The sequence below is a fragment of the Heliophilum fasciatum genome, assembly GCF_004341395.1.
In the GTDB taxonomy this organism is placed as follows: domain Bacteria; phylum Bacillota; class Desulfitobacteriia; order Heliobacteriales; family Heliobacteriaceae; genus Heliophilum; species Heliophilum fasciatum.
On record NZ_SLXT01000015.1, the window covers coordinates 1 to 20,133 of the forward strand.

General features: G+C 49.1%; 16 protein-coding genes and 1 pseudogene. 12 read left to right on the top strand and 5 right to left on the bottom strand.

The features are described from left to right. Nucleotides 1-108 precede the first annotated feature (108 nt). The 3 genes and pseudogenes from EDD73_RS08860 to EDD73_RS08870 all read left to right on the top strand — a co-directional run. On the top strand, nucleotides 109-1,941 hold the full coding sequence (locus tag EDD73_RS08860) for a Spaf_1101 family AAA-like ATPase (RefSeq protein WP_131919432.1): 1,833 nt from the start codon (nucleotides 109-111) through the stop codon (nucleotides 1,939-1,941). 221 nt (nucleotides 1,942-2,162) lie between these two features. Continuing rightward, nucleotides 2,163-2,717, top strand: a complete 555-nt coding sequence (locus EDD73_RS15610) for a DNA-methyltransferase (protein WP_423244902.1) — start codon at nucleotides 2,163-2,165, stop codon at nucleotides 2,715-2,717. A 710-nt stretch (nucleotides 2,718-3,427) separates the two neighbouring features. Further along, nucleotides 3,428-3,754 (top strand): annotated as a pseudogene (locus EDD73_RS08870) (IS66 family transposase); the annotation flags it as partial. A gap of 201 nt (nucleotides 3,755-3,955) precedes the next feature. Here EDD73_RS08870 and EDD73_RS08875 read toward each other — a convergent pair. The 3 genes from EDD73_RS08875 to iorA form a co-directional block, all read right to left on the bottom strand. Then, nucleotides 3,956-5,257: a phenylacetate--CoA ligase family protein gene (locus EDD73_RS08875; protein ID WP_131919434.1), complete on the bottom strand. Its 1,302-nt coding sequence runs from the start codon at nucleotides 5,255-5,257 to the stop codon at nucleotides 3,956-3,958. A gap of 293 nt (nucleotides 5,258-5,550) precedes the next feature. After that, nucleotides 5,551-6,198, bottom strand: a complete 648-nt coding sequence (locus EDD73_RS08880; protein WP_131919435.1) for an indolepyruvate oxidoreductase subunit beta — start codon at nucleotides 6,196-6,198, stop codon at nucleotides 5,551-5,553. Continuing rightward, nucleotides 6,199-8,127: an indolepyruvate ferredoxin oxidoreductase subunit alpha gene (gene iorA / locus EDD73_RS08885; protein ID WP_131919436.1), complete on the bottom strand. Its 1,929-nt coding sequence runs from the start codon at nucleotides 8,125-8,127 to the stop codon at nucleotides 6,199-6,201. A gap of 166 nt (nucleotides 8,128-8,293) precedes the next feature. Between iorA and asnB the strand changes: the two genes are divergently transcribed. The 4 genes from asnB (at nucleotide 8,294) to EDD73_RS08905 (ending at nucleotide 13,684) form a co-directional block, all read left to right on the top strand. After that, nucleotides 8,294-10,141 (top strand): asparagine synthase (glutamine-hydrolyzing), encoded by a 1,848-nt coding sequence (asnB, locus tag EDD73_RS08890; RefSeq protein WP_131919437.1) that lies wholly within the window; start codon nucleotides 8,294-8,296, stop codon nucleotides 10,139-10,141. A gap of 137 nt (nucleotides 10,142-10,278) precedes the next feature. Continuing rightward, a complete protein-coding gene (locus EDD73_RS08895; RefSeq protein ID WP_131919438.1) occupies nucleotides 10,279-11,088 on the top strand; it encodes a hypothetical protein in 810 nt (269 codons plus the stop codon). Between the two features lie 190 nt (nucleotides 11,089-11,278). Next, complete coding sequence (locus EDD73_RS08900) at nucleotides 11,279-12,463, top strand: ABC transporter substrate-binding protein (RefSeq protein ID WP_131919439.1); 1,185 nt, start codon at nucleotides 11,279-11,281, stop codon at nucleotides 12,461-12,463. A 357-nt stretch (nucleotides 12,464-12,820) separates the two neighbouring features. Next, nucleotides 12,821-13,684 carry a pentapeptide repeat-containing protein gene (locus EDD73_RS08905; RefSeq protein WP_131919440.1) on the top strand — a complete coding sequence of 288 codons (864 nt, stop codon included), beginning with the start codon at nucleotides 12,821-12,823 and terminating at the stop codon, nucleotides 13,682-13,684. A 134-nt stretch (nucleotides 13,685-13,818) separates the two neighbouring features. Here EDD73_RS08905 and EDD73_RS08910 read toward each other — a convergent pair whose 3' ends face one another. Then, on the bottom strand, nucleotides 13,819-14,367 hold the full coding sequence (locus tag EDD73_RS08910; RefSeq protein ID WP_131919441.1) for a hypothetical protein: 549 nt from the start codon (nucleotides 14,365-14,367) through the stop codon (nucleotides 13,819-13,821). Between the two features lie 453 nt (nucleotides 14,368-14,820). After that, complete coding sequence (locus tag EDD73_RS15275; RefSeq protein WP_243116864.1) at nucleotides 14,821-15,030, bottom strand: hypothetical protein; 210 nt, start codon at nucleotides 15,028-15,030, stop codon at nucleotides 14,821-14,823. A gap of 12 nt (nucleotides 15,031-15,042) precedes the next feature. On the opposite strand from EDD73_RS15275, the gene EDD73_RS08915 reads away from it, so the two are divergent. The 5 genes from EDD73_RS08915 (at nucleotide 15,043) to EDD73_RS08930 (ending at nucleotide 20,133) form a co-directional block, all read left to right on the top strand. Beyond that, nucleotides 15,043-16,437, top strand: a complete 1,395-nt coding sequence (locus EDD73_RS08915; protein WP_243116862.1) for a spore germination protein — start codon at nucleotides 15,043-15,045, stop codon at nucleotides 16,435-16,437. Nucleotides 16,438-16,444: 7 nt separating this feature from the next. Beyond that, the gene (locus EDD73_RS08920) at nucleotides 16,445-17,548 is read left to right on the top strand and encodes a GerAB/ArcD/ProY family transporter (protein ID WP_165876425.1); all 1,104 of its coding nucleotides are present in this window, start codon (nucleotides 16,445-16,447) and stop codon (nucleotides 17,546-17,548) included. After that, the gene (locus EDD73_RS08925; protein ID WP_131919444.1) at nucleotides 17,535-18,830 is read left to right on the top strand and encodes a Ger(x)C family spore germination protein; all 1,296 of its coding nucleotides are present in this window, start codon (nucleotides 17,535-17,537) and stop codon (nucleotides 18,828-18,830) included. Before EDD73_RS08920 ends, EDD73_RS08925 begins: the two co-directional genes overlap by 14 nt. Next, nucleotides 18,827-18,991 carry a hypothetical protein gene (locus EDD73_RS14895; RefSeq protein WP_165876426.1) on the top strand — a complete coding sequence of 55 codons (165 nt, stop codon included), beginning with the start codon at nucleotides 18,827-18,829 and terminating at the stop codon, nucleotides 18,989-18,991. The genes EDD73_RS08925 and EDD73_RS14895 overlap by 4 nt, the downstream gene beginning before the upstream one ends. Nucleotides 18,992-19,251: 260 nt before the next feature. Further along, the gene (locus EDD73_RS08930) at nucleotides 19,252-20,133 is read left to right on the top strand and encodes a branched-chain amino acid ABC transporter permease (RefSeq protein ID WP_131919445.1); all 882 of its coding nucleotides are present in this window, start codon (nucleotides 19,252-19,254) and stop codon (nucleotides 20,131-20,133) included.

Below are 20,133 nucleotides of genomic sequence, written 5' to 3' on the forward strand. Positions count from 1 at the left end.
TGCGAAGTCAAAATACCTTTAAATGGTGCAAAATACCATCGAATAATGCGTTTTTTGAATCACCCCTTGGGATGCGGGGGTTTTTAGACAGACTCTAATAATCATCATTTGAAAATAATTGGCCTTTCGAATATTAAAAATAAAGAGAAGAAAATCAATCATATTAAAGAATTCAATATAGATGTTGAATCGCAATTTTGTTTCATAACCGATGGTGATAGTCATAGTATAGATTCTATTGGAAAAAAGAATATCTGGATAAAATTTAATAACATCGACTTTTATTCCTTGGTAGGAGCTTTTAAGGATCATGAAATTTCTGTATACACTGAAAAGCCAAAAAGAGAGGATAAATACATAAAAGGAATCGTGATTTGCCCAGGGGAAAATGGATTTTTACAAGCGAATCCTAACAAAATAAATAATAAGTTGGTAAAAAAAGACATTCATGATTTCGTAGTAGACTTCTCTAAAGATCTAAATTGCATTATCGGAGGAAGAGGTACTGGAAAAAGTACATTGCTCAATATTATAGAAACTATATTAACATTACAATGTGACAACAAGAAAACTTTAGAGTTTATTTCAAAACATGAATTGATTTACATAGTTTTTCATTGCGATAACTGTAATTATATCTATTCGTTCGTTCCTCAGGTAGATAAAAATAATTATTATTTGCCTAAAGCATTTAATAAAAAACGAAGTTTCGATGACGGTACAATTTATTTAAGCGATCAATGGTTTACACTCTATAAAATAATAGATGATATAGAAGCTTTGAAATATATCCCTGTACCTCATGATGAAGCTAGAGAAATACTTCATAAAATATATCGAAGAGGTTATTCTGTCAACAAATTAGTAAATAAAATAGAAAAAGGAAAAATAGGCAGTTTTATTAGGGATACTGTGATGTACGGAATTAACTACCAAAAATTAAATGATTATATTAAAATGTTGATTGAGACCCCGAAAAGAAGTGTTAACAAATTTTTGCAAGATAACATATCGTCAATAATAAAGACGATGAATGAACAGAAAGAAATAGTGCACAATAAAATTTCGAGTTACAATAATTCGCAGAATTTTATAATAATTAAGTATTCTCCCCAGATAGCAGAAACCAGTAGATATCTATCTGAAATAATTGAAAAAATACCAACTAGGGGATATGTAGCTTATACTACTCTGACATGGAATAATGTTGAGGCGTATTTTCTTCAGTTAGTAGACACATTTGGGTTCCTTGAAACGTTAGAATTGTTTGTTGGTAAAAAGTATAATCACATACACAAACACTTACCTGTTGATAAATTTATCACTGAAAAACTAACTATAGATTTAATCAACTTAGGTATTAGTGAATTGGAAAAGGAAAACATTAAGTCTGTATACGAAGAAATTAGAAACATGATAATTTCAGATAAAGATATTTTGATTCGTAGTATTGAAAATTGGGTAAATGTAATCGATGATTTTTCTTTGCATTTCAATATTAATAATAAGGAATCCGTTCGTAATAACTCACCAATTTTCAAAGAGTTAGACGCATTGTCACTTGGTCAAAGAGTTGCTGCTATTCTTTACTTCGTTTTTTCTTTTGGTTTTCATACTGGAGATAATACACCCTTAGTTATTGACCAACCGGAAGATAATTTAGATAATCAATATATATTCAAAAATCTTACAGGACAATTACGTGCAATAAAAAATCAAAGACAAGTTATCGTGGTAACACATAGTTCGACTATCGTTACTAATGCCGATGCTGAACAAGTCATTGTTATGGATTCTGACAATAGAATTGGATGGGTTGATGCTAAGGAATACCCATCGAGAGAAACAATAGTTAAGCATATAATTAACTATCTCGAAGGTGGGGTGAAATCATTTAGAAACAAAATGGATAAATATAAAGTATATGTCGAGGAATTGTAAATAATATCTTGTACTTAACGCCCCACACCCCATTTATTGAATAAAGAGGCAGTTCAGCATTACCGCTGGACTACTTTTTATTTTGCGAAGGGCGGTGTTCCATCATCGAAAACCAAAGCGACCTCACGTTAGACCGTATTCACAATATTGACGTTCACGACGGACTTCACCGTCTGCCCGACACCAGCATCGATCTCATCATCGCCGATCCGCCATACGGCATCCGTTATCGCAGTAGCAGCCGTCAAAAGAAGTTCACCGCAATCCAGAATGACGACGTGATCTTCGCTGACTGGTTGCCCGACGCCTATCGCGTATTGAAACCCGGTGGCGCTCTCTACTGCTATACGCGGTGGGATGTGTACCCACAGTGGCATCAGCGTATCGCCCAACTGTTCACCGTTAAAAACTGCATCATCTGGTCAAAGAACGGCGGGGGAATGGGTGATCTTCGCGGCCAGTACAGTCCGTCACATGAATTTCTAATCTTCACTACGAAAGGTCGACACATTTTGAACGGCAAGCGCATCAGCGACGTGTGGCCGGTAGCCCGTGATGCCGCTGCTCATCATGTGCACCCCACGCAGAAGCCGGTGAAACTCGCGGAGACGATTATTGCGAAGTCCTCGAACCCCGGAGACACAGTGTTAATCCCTTTCTGTGGGAGTGGCAGTGACTGCGTGGCCGCGAAGAAACTAGGCCGACGGTTCATCGCGTTCGATGTGGAACAGAGATATATCGATGCCGCAATTAAGAGAGTAGAGTTAGTAGCTTAAATCGTACTAGTTTTCAAAAGGAAGAATAAGATATAGAAGGAATAATATAACGATAAACCATAATGGGTAAATTGAGACGTATTTCGCACTTGTGTTCATGAGATAATCAATTATAAAGCCCTCTTCTAAGAAAAGCTCGGAGAATTTAGCCAGAGAAAACATTATAATTGCAGAATTCATAATGATTTTAATTAACTGGTCTCTAATTGCTCTTCTATAATTGAATACTGTGATTAGCTGTGCTGTGGTAAAATAATTTATTATTGTGCAAAATGTCTTCTGGATTAACCAAGTTGCAAACAGGAACAATAAACAATAAACGCATATAAAAGAAAAAAACACAAAGAATTTAACGAAATAAAAAATAATATTTGGGGTATTGCCGGGGAGGTGATTTAACGGTATAAGTGATTTTAATTGAGCGAAAGTTTCGTAATCGTAGTGATGTAACAACCAAAAAGGGAACACTGAGATTATGAGTCTATTAAATAAAACGGACGGCCTAATTGTTTTTATGAACACTGGGAATATGTGTTCTAAAATCATCTAATCAGCCTCGCTTCATTTTAATGAACTCATAAGATCATAAAAATGATATGCGATATAGAATATAATAATGTTAGTATATAGCTTCTTTTAATAAGAATTATGCAGCGAAGCAACTGGGCCGACGGTTCATCGCGTTCGATATTGAACAGCGATATATCGATGCGGCCAATCAGCGCTTACCATTGAGCACATTTTTGGAAGATGGGCGCATTGAATTGTCGAATAATCGTGCTGAAAATGCGATCCGCCCCTTTGTCATTGGCCGTAAAGGCTGGCTCTTCGCCGACACGACGAAAGGGGCCACCGCGAGCGCCGTGGTGTACAGCATTGTGGAAACGGCAAAGGCCAACAACCTGAATGTATTTATGTACCTGGTACATCTTCTGAGCCAATTGCCAGGTGTTGATTTTAATGCTGATCCCTCGCTGCTTGCAGATTTTATGCCATGGTCGGAAAAGCTCCCGGATTACTGCCGGAAAGTAAAATAGGTTAATGTACATGTAAAATCCTGGTACGAAACATCGAGTTCGTACCGGGATTTGTTTTGCAATGCACCGGAAGATTAAGCGCTTACGAAGGAAGCTCTTAAACCCTAGACCCAAATAACAACAGCAGAAACGCCAAAAGCCCCTGTTCCTCCCGATCCCATCGAGATGAACAAGGGCTTTTTATTGTCTTATTTTAATCTTCTAATCCTCGTAACGCCGGTCAAAAACCCGCTTTGTCTTTTTCTCGCTGCGCGGCAAGCTGCCATGCGGAACAGCTTCCACATCAGCCAAGATACCAATCGTCGATTTGATATTTTTCCGGCAATTTTTACTTACTGTCTCCAAGTCGTGATGGGCATTGGCTTCAACACGAATGAGAATCTGATCTTTGTTGTCGCGGTGTTCCAAGATGATCTGATATTCTGAACTGGCGCCGGCGGTGTGACGCAGCACATGGTCGATCTGGCCAGGGTAGATGTTGACCCCTTTGATCTTGATCATATCATCGGTGCGGCCAAGCACGCGGGCGATCATCGGGTAAGGGCTGCCACAACGGCACTGATGGGGAAGAAGCGTAGTGATGTCCCGCGTCCGGTAACGGATCAGCGGCATGCCTTCTTTGACCAGCGTCGTCAAGACCAGTTCACCTTCTTGGCCGGGCGGGAGCACAGCACCCGTCTCGGGATCGATGATCTCGGCGTAGAGATAGTCCGTCCAGAGGTGCATGCCTTGATGCTCGGGACAGTCAATGGCGATGCCGGGGCCGTAGATCTCCGTTAAGCCGTAGATATCAAAAGTTTCAATGCCCAGCAGTGTTTCGATGCGGTGACGCAATTTGTCGCCCCAGCGCTCGGAACCAAAAACACCGATGCGCAGTTTGATTTGCTCAAGAATGCCGCGGCGCTCCGCTTCTTCGGCCAGCAAAAGGCCGTAAGAAGAAGTGCCGATAAGCACCGACGTTTGCAGGTCTGTCATCATTTCCAACTGCTTATCGGTGTTGCCGGGGCCGGTAGGAATCGTCATGGCGCCGAGTTTTTCCACACCGGCTTGAAAACCAATGCCGGCCGTCCATAAGCCATAGCCAGGCGTCACTTGCACCCGGTCGCGGCGCTTCACGCCGACAGTCTCCAGGCAACGGGCCATCATGATGGCCCAGTCGTCTACATCTTTTTGCGTGTACGGTACGATGACCGGTTTGCCCGTTGTTCCCGACGACGAGTGAATACGTACAACCTCTTCTTCCGGAACAGCCATCAACCCCAGAGGATAGCCGTCGCGGAGATCTTGCTTGGTCGTAAAAGGAAGCCGGGAAAAATCGGCAAGCGTACGGATATCGCTGGGAGTAATGCCGGCTTCGGTCAGGCGCTGGCGATAAAAAGGGCTGCCATGAAAGGCCCGATCCATGGTGATGCGTAACTGCGGCAGTTGTTGAGCCGTAAGGGATGAAAAATCGATCGGGGTATGTTCAGGGGATACAGTGTTGGTCAGTTGGGGAACGGCCATTGAATATCGTCTCCTCTTACACTCGGCAGTGCTTTATGCAACAAAGCACTTCTGTAAAATAAGCTCCGCTCGGCTCATGGCCGTGCTATTTGTTGATGCTTGGCGGGATGATGAATCCCGGCAGGTCAACATTGTTTGACTTTTAGGATATCAAAGGCGGGAATGGGGAACAAGTCTTTTTTGTTTCCCTTTCTGCTGAAGCTTCAAGCCGCGATATCGATGGCAGTGATCAACGATGGCGGTGATCCAACGATGTAGTGATTATCGATGACAGCGCTCAACGATGGCGGTGATCAGCCACAAGACGGCGCCGTTGTCATCAGCGCCTGTCCGGCAGCAAAAGCTGATTGATTGACGGCGTGAAGCTTGGGTGGCAACACGGTGGTGGCGCCTTGCCAGAGTTGTTCAGCCGTAAAAGGCAGGTTCGGAAGTGTGGAGAACGCGCCAAGCATGACCATGTTTGTTGCTTTGCTGCTGCCGGCTTCGATCGCCGCCGCCGTGGCATCAAAGAGGCAGGCCCGTGATCCTTGCTGTTGCAAAAAGTCCATAATGGCTGCTTGATTGTATTGCGTCATGCCGCTGGCCACGCCGGGCGGGATGATCGGCCGGCAATTGATCAGGGCTTGACCGGCAGGGTGGAGCTTAGGCCAACCGCGCAAGCTTTCGGCTAACTCCAGGCTCAGCAAGATCTGCGCTGTACCGTCGCCAATCAAGGGGCCACCCAGATCGCGGCCGATTTTGATATGGCTGACAACAACGCCTTCGCGCTGGGCCATGCCGATGGTCTCGGAAGTACGCACTTCATAGCCAGCGATGATCGCTGCTTCGGCCATGATGCGCGATGCCAATACACCGCCTTGACCGCCGACACCGGTGATGATGATCGCCCAGTTCGATGGCGTTACGTTTTCTGTCTGTAGACTGTTGCCGTTTTTATTCATCTATATTTCCTCCCGGACGATGGCCCCGAACGGACAAGCTTGGGCGCAGGTGCCACAACCAAAGCATTTTTCCGGAACGATACGTACCGGTGGGTTGGTATCCGTTGCTTCGGCGCTGTCATCGGCGACGATGGCCGGACAGCCGTATTTTTTCAGGCAAATACCGCAGAGGCGGCAAGCTTCTTGATCGATACGGTAGGTACCAAGCCGGCGAACGATAGCGACGCATTCCCGGCGAGCGATGACGACGGAAACGCCGTCATGAGCGATCGCCTCTTTGGCTGCCGCCATGGTTGCCGCCAGATCATAAGCGTCAACGGTGCGTACCCATTGTACTCCGCAGGCACGGACGATTTGCTCAATGTCCGGTAAAAAGGTTGGTTCGGCCATCGCCGTAATGCCCAGGCCCGGATGCGGTTGATGGCCCGTCATGGCCGTAGTCCGGTTGTCGAGGATCACCAAGGTCATCTTGGCCCGGTTGTAGACCGCATTGATCAGGGGCGGGATACCGGAGTGAAAGAAGGTCGAATCACCGAGAAAGGCCACGTGCGGCCGATCCGGTTCCACATGGGAAAAACCGGCCGCCATCGCTGGGGCCGCACCCATGCAGAGGCAGGTGTCGGTGGCGTTGAGCGGCGGCATAGCGCCAAGGGTGTAGCAGCCGATATCGCCGGTAAATACACTTTTTTTGCTACGGGTGGCCCGGCTAAAAGCGTAAAAAACCGAACGGTGGCCGCAACCGGCGCAAAGGATCGGTGTGCGTAGCGGGAGCGGCGGCAAAGCAGCCGACGTGACGGACTCGACGGCTATACCGGCCTGATCCGGCGAAGCCAACAGCCCGGCCGCTTGTAAGCGCTGTTGCAGGCGCGGCAAAAGCAGATCCAGGGAGAATTCGCCTTCCCGCGGCAGATCGCCCGAGTGTTTGCCGTAGACCGGCAGGGGGTTGCCGGCGCGTTGTAAAGCGACGATGATCTGCTCTTCGATCACCGGTTCTTGCTCTTCCACAACCAAAAGCGCTTGTTTGCCTTGCAAGTAGGCTAGGATAGGCGCCACATCCAGGGGGACCGGGGCGCTGACGTGATAGACCGGCAGCGAAAGGCCAAGCAGGGCCAAAGTTTCGCGGATATAGTTCAAGGAGACACCGCCGGTGATGATGGCCAGCGGGGCATCATGGTTACCTTCAAGCGGCGTTGCTGCGCCTTGGCCCGGTTCCGCCGTGATCAGCCGGTTGAACTGACGCTCATTAACCCATTGGCGCATGGCCTCTTGCTGTGCATTGAGCCAGCGGTGTTTTTTCGCTGATAAAGCCGGCAGGATGACCCATTTCGGATCTTTTTCAAAGTAAGTCGCTGGGCGCGGCTCTGTCGGCCGGGCCGGTGGTGTAAAGGCCACATCTTGACAGACATGGCACACCCGTGTGGTCGGGCGCAGGATGACCGGCACTTGCAGTGTTTCTGAAAGTTCAAAAGCAGCTTGCGTCAAAGCCAGCGCTTCGGCAGGGGTAGCCGGATCAAAAACCGGCAGCTTCGCAAAACGGGCAAAAAGCCGTGTGTCTTGTTCGGTTTGGGAAGAGTGCGGTCCCGGGTCATCGGCCACGACCAGCACTAAACCGCCTTTGACCCCCAGATAAGCTAACGTCATCAACGGGTCCGAAGCGACATTTAAGCCGACCTGCTTCATGCAGGTCATAGCCCGAGCACCGGACCAAGAAGCAGCGATGGCTGTTTCAAGAGCAACTTTTTCATTGACCGACCATTCGGCATAGATCTGATAGTCCTTCGCATGACGAAGGATCGTTTCTGTAACTTCTGTCGACGGGGTGCCCGGATAGGAAGCGACAACACGCACACCGGCGGCGATGGCCCCCCAGGCAATCGCTTCATTGCCCATCAGCAAGCGTCGCGCCTTTGTAAGATTTGATGATTGCATTATGTACGTCCTTTCAAGCAAACTACTATGATCTTTACATAAACAGCGATAAAGATCAATCATTCATTGCCGTTTTGCATCAGGAGCCGTTGCACATTTTCCGGACATTCCACATATACTGCCCCGAAGCAGACGTGACAGAGTCCGTATCAAAGGGGTGAAGGCGATGTGTGGTATTGCCGGATGGGTAGACTGGCATCAGGATCTCACGGGCCAAAAGCAGGAGATCCAGGCGATGACCGAAGCGTTGACCCACCGGGGACCCGATGCCGAAGGGTATTATGTCTCCAAGGAAACGCTGCTCGGTCATCGGCGTTTAATTGTTGTGGATCCTTCCGGAGGTCAGCAACCGATGACCCGGCAGCAAGGAAACCGGCGCTGTGTGATTGTTTATAACGGCGAACTCTACAATACCGAAGCGATCCGTCAGGATCTTCTGGCCCGTGGCTACTCTTTTCGCGCTTATTCCGATACGGAAGTGTTGCTGACGGCCTTTATGGAGTGGGGGCCGGACTGCCTGGAACGGCTCAATGGCATTTTCGCCTTTGCCATCTGGGATGAGACCGCCCAAACGTTATTTATGGCCCGTGATCGCCTGGGTGTGAAGCCGCTTTTCTACACCCAACAGCGGGGACGCCTGCTTTTTGCTTCCGAACTCAAAAGCTTGCTGGCCCACCGGGATATTGAGCCGGTGATCGATCCGGAAGGTTTGGCCGAAGTGGTGGCCTTGGGACCGGCACGTACACCGGGCCACGGTGTATTTCACCATATTCATGAAGTGCGAGCCGGCTATTGCCTAACCTACACACGGCTGGGGTTGCAAACACTGCCCTACTGGCAGGTACAAAGTCGTCCCCATGAAGACGATTTGATTACCACCGTTGCCAACGTGCGCAATCTTCTCGGCGAAGCGGTGGAACGGCAACTGGTTTCTGATGTGCCGGTGTGTACCTTGCTTTCAGGCGGACTGGATTCCAGCGCGCTGACGGCCTTGACGGTGCAAACCTATCGCCGCGAGGGGCGCGGCACGGTGCCGACCTTTTCCGTTGATTATCGCGATAACGATCGATACTTTCAAACAAGTCTCTTTCAGCCGAACGCTGATGCTCCCTGGATTCAACATGTGTCAGCCTATCTGGGCACGGAACATCAGCATGTGATGATCGATACGCCGCAGTTGGTGGAAGCGCTGCTCCCGGCCATGCAGGGCCGCGATTTGCCGGGCATGGCCGATGTGGATGCATCCTTATTGCTCTTTTGCCGTGAAATCAAAAAACACGCCACCGTCGCCTTATCGGGCGAGTGTGCTGATGAGATCTTCGGCGGTTATCCCTGGTTTCATCAGCGGCAAGCTTTAGAAGCAGCCGCTTTCCCGTGGGCGCGAACGGCCGACAATAAGCTCCGCTGCTTTTCGTCGGAACTGCGCCAGACGTTGCAGCCGGAAGCTTATATGGCCCGGCGTTATGAGGAAACGATCGCCGAAGTGCCACGGTTGCCCGGTGAAGACCCGGTAGAAGCGCGGCGGCGAGAAATGTTCTATTTGAACATCCAGTGGTTCATGGCGAATTTGCTGGATCGCAAAGATCGCATGAGCATGGCCACCGGCTTGGAAGTGCGGGTACCTTTTTGCGATCACCACCTTTTGGAGTATGTCTGGAACATCCCTTGGTCGATGAAGATGTATAATGGCCGGGAAAAAGGTGTCCTGCGTCTGGCGTTGCAAGGACTTTTACCGGAAGATGTGATCTGGCGCAAGAAAAGCCCCTATCCGAAAACGCATCACCCTGCCTACTTCATGGCTGTCCGTGACTTGCTGCGGGAACGGCTGTTGGATGGATCATCGCCATTGCTCCCTTTGTTGAATCGTCCGGTGATCAATCAACTGATGGTCAGCGATCCTTTGGCTGGCGTCGGTGACCCTTGGTTTGGACAGTTAATGAGTTTGCCGCAACTTTTTGCTTATTTGATACAGATGGACGATTGGATGCGTACCTACAAGATACGGCTCATTTGATGGTAAAAACTGTTTGGTGTTCGCACCAAGCAGTTTTTTTTTTGGATAGTGTATTGAATATTGCAAAACCTCATATACTATAAATGGAAATACAATTACGCCCAATTGCTGTTGGAGTGAAGGGAGTTGCTGAAACCATGGTTTCGTTGGAAGCATTAGCATCAAAAGAAAAGGCGCTCATGCGCTTGGATGAGGAACATCGACGCTACCGGCAGGCATTGGAAGCCGCGTTTACGTTGGCCGAAGAGATGTTGCGTCAAGCCTTAGAGCCGATGCGCACGGAAATGCAAGCGATGCGTGAGCAGTTGATGTCAGTACATGCGAAGATGGAAGAACGGGCCACGATCGAGACGATCACAGGCGGAGAACATGACGGGCAAGGGTTGAGTGAGGCCACCGGGCAAGAACCGGTCACCACGCACAGCGCACCTGCGCGCGGCCGGGGGCGGCGCAAGACGATTGATACACCGGACAAAGAGCGCAATGCCCGTATTCGTTGGGGCACAACCGAAGAAGAAATCCGGCAGACCGTTTTTGAACAATTGCAATTGCTGGAAAAGCGGGGCAAGGAGATTACGATCACTACGATCAAAACCGAAGTACCAAGTATGATGCGTTATGTCTATGGTGAACGGGCACTGTTTTGTGGAATCGGTGATCTAATCGAAGAATATCGTATGGCGCAAGCGCCGAATGATGGGCAAGACAGCAAAGAAGCAAAAGAAGCGAAAGAGCCGGTGACCGTCATGTCACGCATTGCTGAATTACCACAACCGGCACCGATCAGCGATAGTGTAAGTGCTTCGCCTAATCCAACATTGCCGATCATGCCGGCTTTTGATTTGGCGGCGCGCAGTGAAAATGTAGCGGCCATGGAAACGAATGAACGTCCGTTGCTGCAATTAGAAACGGAAACCAGTATTTTTGCAGGGACTGAGTTTCGGTAAGCGATATGGAAACCACGAACACAAGGTGGATGCACCGGTGATTCGTGGTTTTTGTTGTGAGTACGTGCCAATGATCGATAGATCTTTTATATAGCAGGGCGTTGACGAACTTTTCTGCATAGCCCTATAATGAGCATAGGTTGCTGGATCCTATGGCAACAATTACAAAGGAAAAAGGAGAGCTGAACGGATGCGCAAAAAACGGATGTGGTTGCAAGGCTTGGGATTGCTGTTAAGTATGTCTTTGTTGGCCGGCTGCGGTGGCGGCGGGGCAAAGGCCCCCAGCGGTGCGCAAGGTAACGAAATCTTGGTTGGTGCCAATTTTGAACTGTCAGGGCCGGTAGCGACCTATGGCCAATCGACCTATAATGCCACCGTGCTAGCCTTCGATGAGATCAATGCCAAAGGCGGTGTCCTGGGCAAACCGATCAAGCTGATCAAGTATGACAATAAATCGGACAAGACGGAATCGGCGAACGTAGCGACCAAGTTGATCACGCAAGATCGCGTATCGGTGCTGGTCGGACCGGTAACGTCAGGAAGCACGTTGTCGGTAATTCCTGTAGCCACACAGCATAAGGTTCCGGTGGTAACGCCGACGGCCACATCGCCCGACGTCACTGTCGATCCCAATACGAAAAAAGTCAATGACTATCTCTTCCGTGCTTGCTTCTTGGATTCGTTCCAAGGCCGGGCGGCTGCGGAATTTGCCATGAAGAAAGGCCAAAAAGCAGCGATTTTGATCAGTCAGTCCGATGAATATTCCAAAGGTCTGGGCAAGTACTTCGGTGAGACCTTCAAGGCCAAAGGTGGCACGATTGTTGCGGAAGAAGCCTTTAATCCAGATGACAATGACTATATGGCTATCTTGACGAAAGTACGCGCCGAAAATCCCGATGTGATCTACCTGCCGGCCTACTATGAAGCTGTCGGCAAGATTGTGAAACAAGCCCGTGGCCTCGGCATCACGGTGCCCTTTATCGGCAGCGATGGTTGGGATTCGCCGAAATTGGCGGAAGTGGCCGGTGTGGAAAATTTGAGCAACTGTTTCTTCACGAACCACTACACGCCGCAAGATCCTGATCCGGCGGTACAAGCTTTTGTGAAGGCGTATCAAGCGAAGTTTGAAGGTCAAACTCCCGATGCGTTAGCGGCGCTCGCTTATGACGGTGCCCGCCTTGTGGCGGATGCGATCACCCGTGCAGGTTCCACTGAGCCGGAAGCGATTAAGCAAGCTTTGGCCGCGACCAAAGATTTCCCGGCTGTGACCGGTAAATTCAGCCTCAATGAGACTCATGATCCGATCAAGGCCATTGTCGTGATTGAGCTCAAAGACGGTAAGCAAATTGTGGCTGAAAAGCTGACGGGTTTGTAAAAAAGGCAGTGATGCCGGTAGAGAGCAATAAAAAACGCTGAATGCCATGGGGAAGCGCCTCTTTTATCCAATGGATAAAGGGGGGCGCTTTTTTTATGCTAGCCACTCAGAACCCAATCAAAAACCCAACGGTGAAAAACGAGCTTTACACCAAGTTAACGTAGGCGGGAAGAGCTGATGCAGGGCTTGTCGGCAACCACAAAACATGGCAAAATCGATCCATCAATAATATCGAGCGTTCTGTTCGTGAAGGATGAGCAGTTAAAAGACCGGTGTAATTGTGGTGGCCATTGCTTGCTTAACGATTATGTGTAGTAAGAATGTTTATTTCTTGAAGTTGATAAGGAGGAACAAAAATTGTCCGAGAACAAAACAGACGCATCTTTCTCTAAGAAAAAACGCAGTAATCTGCATTCCGACTGTGAAAACTGTTTTGGTTTATGCTGTGTTGCACTCTACTTTTCAGCTTCAGAAGGGTTCCCAATCAACAAAGACGCAGGTCAACCTTGCCCAAACCTGAAACAGGACTTTCGTTGTTGTGTTCATAATAGCCTTTTAGAAAATGGACTTAAAGGTTGTATTGCTTTTGAGTGCTTTGGTGCAGGTCAAAAGGTTGCTCAAGTGAGTTTTGTTAGACAGGACTGGCGGAAAGTACCAGCAACCTCTAAACAAATGTTTGAAGTGTTCTTAATCATGAGGCAACTCCATGAACTACTGTGGTATCTCGCAGAAGCGTTGTCTCTAAAACAGACTACCCCTATACATAATGACCTTAGCTTGATGATCGAAGAGATAGAACGTCTCACTTATCTTAGCCCTAATTTACTAATGGAACTAGATGTGGCAGAGAATCGGGCAAAGGTTAATACTCTTCTTATAAAAACGAGTGAACTTGTAAGAAATCAAGTTCTTCAAGAGCAGAAGAGTCATCAAAGACGTAAGAAAACCTTCAGTCGAGGAGCTGACCTTATTGCTGCCGACCTTAGAAGTATTGACCTCAGAGGGGCTAACTTGAGAGGGGCTTATCTTATTGCTGCTGATCTCAGAGGGGCCGATCTAAATGGAACCGATTTCATTGGGGCCGATTTCCGAGATGCAGATATTCGAGGTGCTGACCTTAGTAAGAGTATCTTTCTTACCCAAGCCCAGCTTAACGTAGCAAAGGGGGATGTTACCACCAAATTACCTCCATTTGTCGCCCGTCCTAGGCACTGGAGCTGATCAAAGGAATAGAATCAAAATGCTATGCATTTTTCCTATATTGCTTTGCATAGCAAAACACCGGCTCCGGGCACGTTGTATGCGCCCTGAGCCGGTGTTTTGTTTGGTAACGTTTCGCAACAAATGGTAACGGATTAACCGTTGTTGTTGTTGAGCGGTGCCGTCGTTTTGTTGGGGCTTTTGGCCGGGCTAACGGCGTTGTTCAGGAAATTAGGATTCGGCGTGGAGACAAAAGAGCTGTCTTGATTCGAGTCCAGATTGGAAGCGGAAGCATCGCTGCCATAGCTGTTGCCGGTATAGCTGCTGCCAGCATAGTTGTTGAAGTTGTTGTTGAAAGATGAGTTGGTGGGATTGCTAGCGTAGTTACTGAGATTGGTATCAAAAGCAGCACCAGAGGTCATGCCGTAGGAAGTACCGGCCGTGTCACCGTAGTAGTTGGCTTGGTTCGTCGAGCCTGCCGGGTTGGCATAGGCATTATTGCCAAAGCTGGCCGTGTTCGCAGCATTGTCCAGGTTGGCGTTCAAGGAGGAGTTCATGTTGTTTTCCAGGTTGGCTTGGGAACCATAGTTGGTCGCTTCGGAAGTAAAGTTCCCCACGTTATTGTTCATGCTGGCCGACGCATTGGGGTTCATTCCTTTGTTCGCCTCTGATTGAAAGTTTCCTTTATTCCCTTTTTGAGCCATTATTGTTTGCCTCCTTTGTTAATCAGGGTCCCTCTCTATTGTGGGCAGATGCAAAATCGCTATAAGTCAATGAGGGTGGGAATCCCAACCAACGACGAGAAGGGGAAACAAGAAGGTGAAATCAAGCCCAGCAGGCACTTCCCCTCGTATAACCATCTTGAAGAAATGCCAAAATAGAACCAGAATTGCCATGACTCTCTCGTACACCACAGGGGGGATGGTTTGATGGGGAACTCCGATAACAGCCTCTTTTCAAAGTTGCTTTCCCTGATTTCGTATCATCCACCCAACAAAAACAATTTCGTTTTGCCGGAGAATGAGCCAAGCTCAGGAAAAAAAAAGCTCAATCGGCGATGGCACCCGCAGAAACCAAAAAAGCTCAACCGGCAATGGCACCCACAGAACTCAAAAAAGGAACCAGAGGGGAAAAACATACTTCCAAGCGCTGCTACGTCACAATCCCGACAGTACCAGCAACCCCAGCAGTCCCAAGAAGGTCCATGCCCCCCGAATACACCGGCAGGCGGGAACCGCGCTCCAATAGCTCCCCCCAGCACAGACATATCCCCCGCTATCACTGACAATTTTCAAAGAATCTACGCCGAATTTGACATTTCCATTAATTCCGATATAATCATCCAACAATTCAAAATCAACAACCAAGTTGATGCCTTCCTGGTCTTTATTGGCAACATGGCCGATCGCAAATATATCCAAAGCGCCATATTACGCCCCATCCGCACGGCCCGGTTTACCAAACAGTCTGCCCGCACGATCACCGTAGACAATCTCGCCGCTGACATCTTGACCGCCCATAGCACCAGTGCAACCTGCAAATACAGCCATGTGATCAATGCGGTCTTAACCGGGAAGACGGCCCTGTTTGTCGACGGCAGTAACAGCGCCCTGCTTATCGAAACGCAAGGCTACGCCAAAAGAGAAATTGAGAAACCTTCCACAGAAGCCACTTTGCGCGGCTCCTTCGAGGGGTTTACGGAAACCGTAAGTACCAATGTCACCCAGATACGCCGGCTCGTCAAAAACAAGCAGTTAATTCACGAAACGATGACCATCGGCAGAACGAGCCCCACTGCCGTATCGATCTTGTATCTCAAAAATATTGCCAACCCAGCCGTGGTGAGGGAAGTCAAGCGGCGACTGCAAAGCATCAAAACCGATGCACTTGGTGGCAATGGCTTTACCGAGCAATTGATCGAAGACCATCCGATGATGCTTTTCCCCCAAATTCTCACCACCGAGCGACCCGACCGCACCGCCTTTAATATTCTCGAAGGCAAGGTAGCGATTCTTACCGAGGGCAGTCCCTTTGCGCTGATCGTGCCGGTCTCGTTCGTTTCCATGTTTCAGACAGCGGAAGAATATCAATTGCGCTGGCCTTATGCGACGCCGCTACGGCTGATCCGGCTGATTGCCTACTTATTGGCCACGTTTTTACCGGCTTTTTATTTAGGAGCAACGAACTATCATCAGGAACTGTTGCCGACGGACTTAATCATCGCCATCGGCCGTGACCGCGAAGGCGTTCCCTTCCCGACACTGGTGGAGATCATTCTCCTGGAAGTATCTTGGGAATTGATCCGTGAAGCCGGCATTCGTGTTCCCGGCGTCATCGGCTCGACGCTGGGGATTATCGGGGCGTTGATCTTAGGACAGGCGGCGGTAGCAGCGAAAATTGTCAGTCCCATCATGGTGATCATTGTGGCCGTAACGGGGTTGGGCAACTTCGCCATCCCCAATTACAACTTTGCTTTTGCCCTGCGCCTGCTGCGCTTTTTCTTCCTGATCATGGCCTCGATAGCCGGGTTTTTCGGTATTTCCATCGGGATGCTCATCGTCATGGCCGGGACAGCCCGCATCAAAAGCTTTGGCATTCCCTTTATGGCGCCCCTTTGGCCTAAAGCCGCCAGTGATCGAGACTTACTTGTCCGGGGCTTACTCTGGAAGCAGGAAAAGCGGCCCGATTATGTTAATCCGTTGCAGCGACAAAGACAGCCGAAAATCTCCCGCGGCTGGGTCAAAGGCAGTCCGCCTAAGGGCTACAAGGAGTGAAGGCACGGTGCGTGAAGGCAAGATCGGAGTCCGCGATGCGACCGCTTGGGTATTATTTATGATCGTGCCTAAGCTCATGTTGACCAGTCCGAGCGATGTTGCCGAGATGGTCGGTTCGGCCACCTGGCTCATGACACTGATCGCGGTAGCTACGGCACTGCTGTTATTTTGGTTCGTATCGCATTTATTCAAATGGTTTCCTGGGGAGCATTTTATCGCGATTTTAGAAAATATATTTGGACGTTGGCTCGGCGGACTGCTGGCCCTGGTGATGGCCGCCACCTTCTTCTATAACGGGGCCATGACGGCACGGGAACTGGAGGCGCTGTTAAAGACATTTTTTCTGCCCCTCAGTCCGCCGGAGTTTATCCTGCTGTTGATCAGCTTGGCCGTGGCCGCCTTGCTTTACTTTGGCTTTGAATCCTTAAGCCGGACGGCCGGTTTTTTTATGGCTCCCGTTCTTTGGGGCGTGGTGCTGATCTTTGTGCTGGCCATACCGAATTACCAGTTAGCTTATCTTTTTCCCCTGTTCGGTTATGGCCTTGACAAAACGATCATGACCGGGCTGATGCGTAATTCCGTCTATGGCGATGTCATTTCCCTGGCCGTGATTGCACCGTCCTTGCAAGGACTCGTTCACTTGCGAAAGTCCGGGATAGCCGGCGTAGCGATTGCCGGTTTCTTTGTCGCTATGGGGCTGATGTGTTACAGTTTGAACTATTCCTATATTACAGCGAAGGAGAATACGGTACCGCTGTTAATCATGGCCCGTGGGATCGAGTTTGGCCGTTTTTTTCAACGGTTTGAGACAATTTTTTTGTTTATCTGGAGCATCAGTTGTGTGCTGATGGTGGCAATCAATCTCTACATGGCCGCCAGCATTTACGGCAAAGTCTTTCGCATCGATGACCATAAGGTCATGATCTTGCCGTTGGCGCTGATACTGAATTTTGTTGCTCTTTATCCCCGGGACTTGGACCAATTAACGACGGTGCATATCCATGGCTTACGAACCTATGGCTGGTTCGTCTATTTCGGCATTCCCTTGGCGGCACTTGGTGTGGCGTGGATAGGGCGAAAGCGTGGAAAAAGGTACAATGCGAAGAAATAAAATCATCATGGTCATCATGCTTCTTTGCTTGTGCGCAGCCGTCAGTGGTTGCTATGACCGTCGGGAAGTGGAGGACATGGCTTATGTGATTGCCATTGGCGTCGACATCGGCGTTAACGATGGGGTGCGTCTTTCCTTTCAACTTTCCGGCGGCGGCGGAGCGCAAGCCCAGGGCGGTGCAGGACAAAAAGGTGCCGGTAACCCAATTCAAGCGGAAGCAACCAACGCGGTGTACACCATCGATGCGCCCAGTTTGTATACCGGACTGAACCAAATCAATACGTTTTCTTCGAAGCAGTTGAATTTGGAGCATGCCAAAATGATCATCTTCTCAGAAGAAATCGCCAAAAGCGGGATATTAAAAAAATACTTGAAGTCGATGGTTCGTTACCGTGAAATTCGTAAAATCAGCAATGTAGTGGTCGTCAAAGGTAATGCGGAAGAGTTTCTGAAAGCCAATGTAGTCGTCTTGACCGGTGAGGTTTCCAAAGTGACCCATATGATTCTTAATCTCGAGGGCCAACGAACAGGATTTTTTCCTGTGACCAAACTTATGGATTTTTATATTGCGACAAAATCTAATATGGAAGATGCGATTATTCCTTTGGGTAGTATGAATCGCTATGAAAACATGCAGGAACCAGGGACAGGAGAGCAACCGGCAGCTTCCAGCGGAGGTCGCTATGTGGCCGGGGAGTTGCCCCGAAGAGGAGGACAGCGGCGGGAATTTTTCGGTACGGCCGTTTTTCGCGGTGCCCACATGGTCGGGGAACTGAACGGTGATGAGACACGGGTGCTGTCGATGGTGCGCGGTGACTTTAAACAAGGCTTTTTTACCATGCTTGACCCACAAAAGGAAAAGCACTCGATTGCACTTGATGTCCGGCTGAATGACAAACCAAAGATCACCGTCGATGTCCGTCAAGATCCGCCGGTGATTCATGTACGGGTCACGCTGGAAGGTGATTTCCTGTCCATTCAGAGCGGCATCAATTATGAAAGCTCCGAGCTAAAACCGGTAGTGGAAGAAGCCTTCGCTCAAAATATAAAAGATCTGCTTGATCAATTGATCAAAAAATGCCAGCACGAGTACAAGGCTGATATCTTCCGCTTTGGCACGGAAGCGGTGACACACTTTTCGACGATCGGTGAATGGGAGCAGTATGAATGGCTCAAGAAGTTTACTGAAGCGCAGGTCACGACGGAAGTATCCTTTATCGTACGCAGAACCGGTACGATTCTGAAGTCAACGCCTGTCCAAGAAGCGGGAGAGAAAGAATGATCATTTTCCTTGCCGCCGTTATTGCCTTGATTGTTTATTACACGCTGGACTATGCCCGCTATGCTTGGAAGCAAAAGAATCGCTCGGCTACAGCCGGCGCGATTCTTTTGGCGATCCTGACGGCAGGTATTCCGATCCTGGGCATCTGGGCTATTAAATAGCAGGGAACAACCGATAACCGCACAAATGGCAACGTGCTACCGTACACGTTGCCTTTGTATTGCTAATTAATCATTCACAATTGACACATGAAAACAACAGACGGTATAATTTTTACAGGAACCAAGAAACTGGTGCCTAAAAAAACCATCCAATACATACCGCAAAAGCGATGTTGGGGTCGGACAGTGAAGTTCGCCACGTTGTGCAGACTTGATGGTCCGGCCCCTTTTTATTTTAGGAAGGAGGGGAACGGGGGACGATGGAAGTTTTCTTTCAACAATTGATCAATGGCCTTTCGCTGGGCAGTATTTACGCGCTCATTGCCCTGGGTTATACCATGGTCTACGGCATTATTCGTTTGATTAATTTTGCCCATGGTGATGTGTACATGGTGGGGGCTTATGTGGGCTTTTGGGCGACGACGCAGGGATGGGGCTTTCTCCCGGCCTTGCTATTATCGATGGTCGTCTGCGCTGTTTTGGGGATGGTGATTGAACGCCTGGCTTACAAACGCCTGCGGGAAGCGCCGAGGATCGCCGTGCTGATCACGGCCATTGGCGTATCCTTTTTTCTGGAAAGTACTGGTGTCCTGGCCGTGGGGGCCAAAGTGCGGACGTTCCCCAATGTGTTTCCGGAAGTGAAATTCCAGTTGTTTAACGGTGCCATCGTGGTGACTAACCGTCAACTGGTGATCATGGTCGTCACCGTCCTGCTGATGCTGCTCTTACAATACATAGTTCATCGCACGAAAATCGGCAAAGCCATGCGGGCAGTGTCCCATGACGCCCAGGCGGCCATGCTCATGGGTATCAATGTGAACAATACTGTTTCAGCCACATTCGCCATCGGTTCCGCCTTGGCTGCCGCCGCCGGTGTGCTTGTCGGCGTCTACTACAATGCGATCAACCCCTATATGGGCATCATGCCGGGTCTAAAAGCCTTTGTAGCCGCCGTTGTCGGCGGTATCGGCGTGATTCCCGGTGCTTTTGTCGGCGGATTGTCGCTCGGTGTCATCGAAGCGCTCGTCAGTGGCTACGGCAGTTCGCTCTGGCGCGATGCTGTTGCTTTCGCTTTGTTGATCATCATCTTGATCGTCAAACCGTCTGGGCTTTTTGGCAGCAACGCCCGCGAGAAAGTGTAG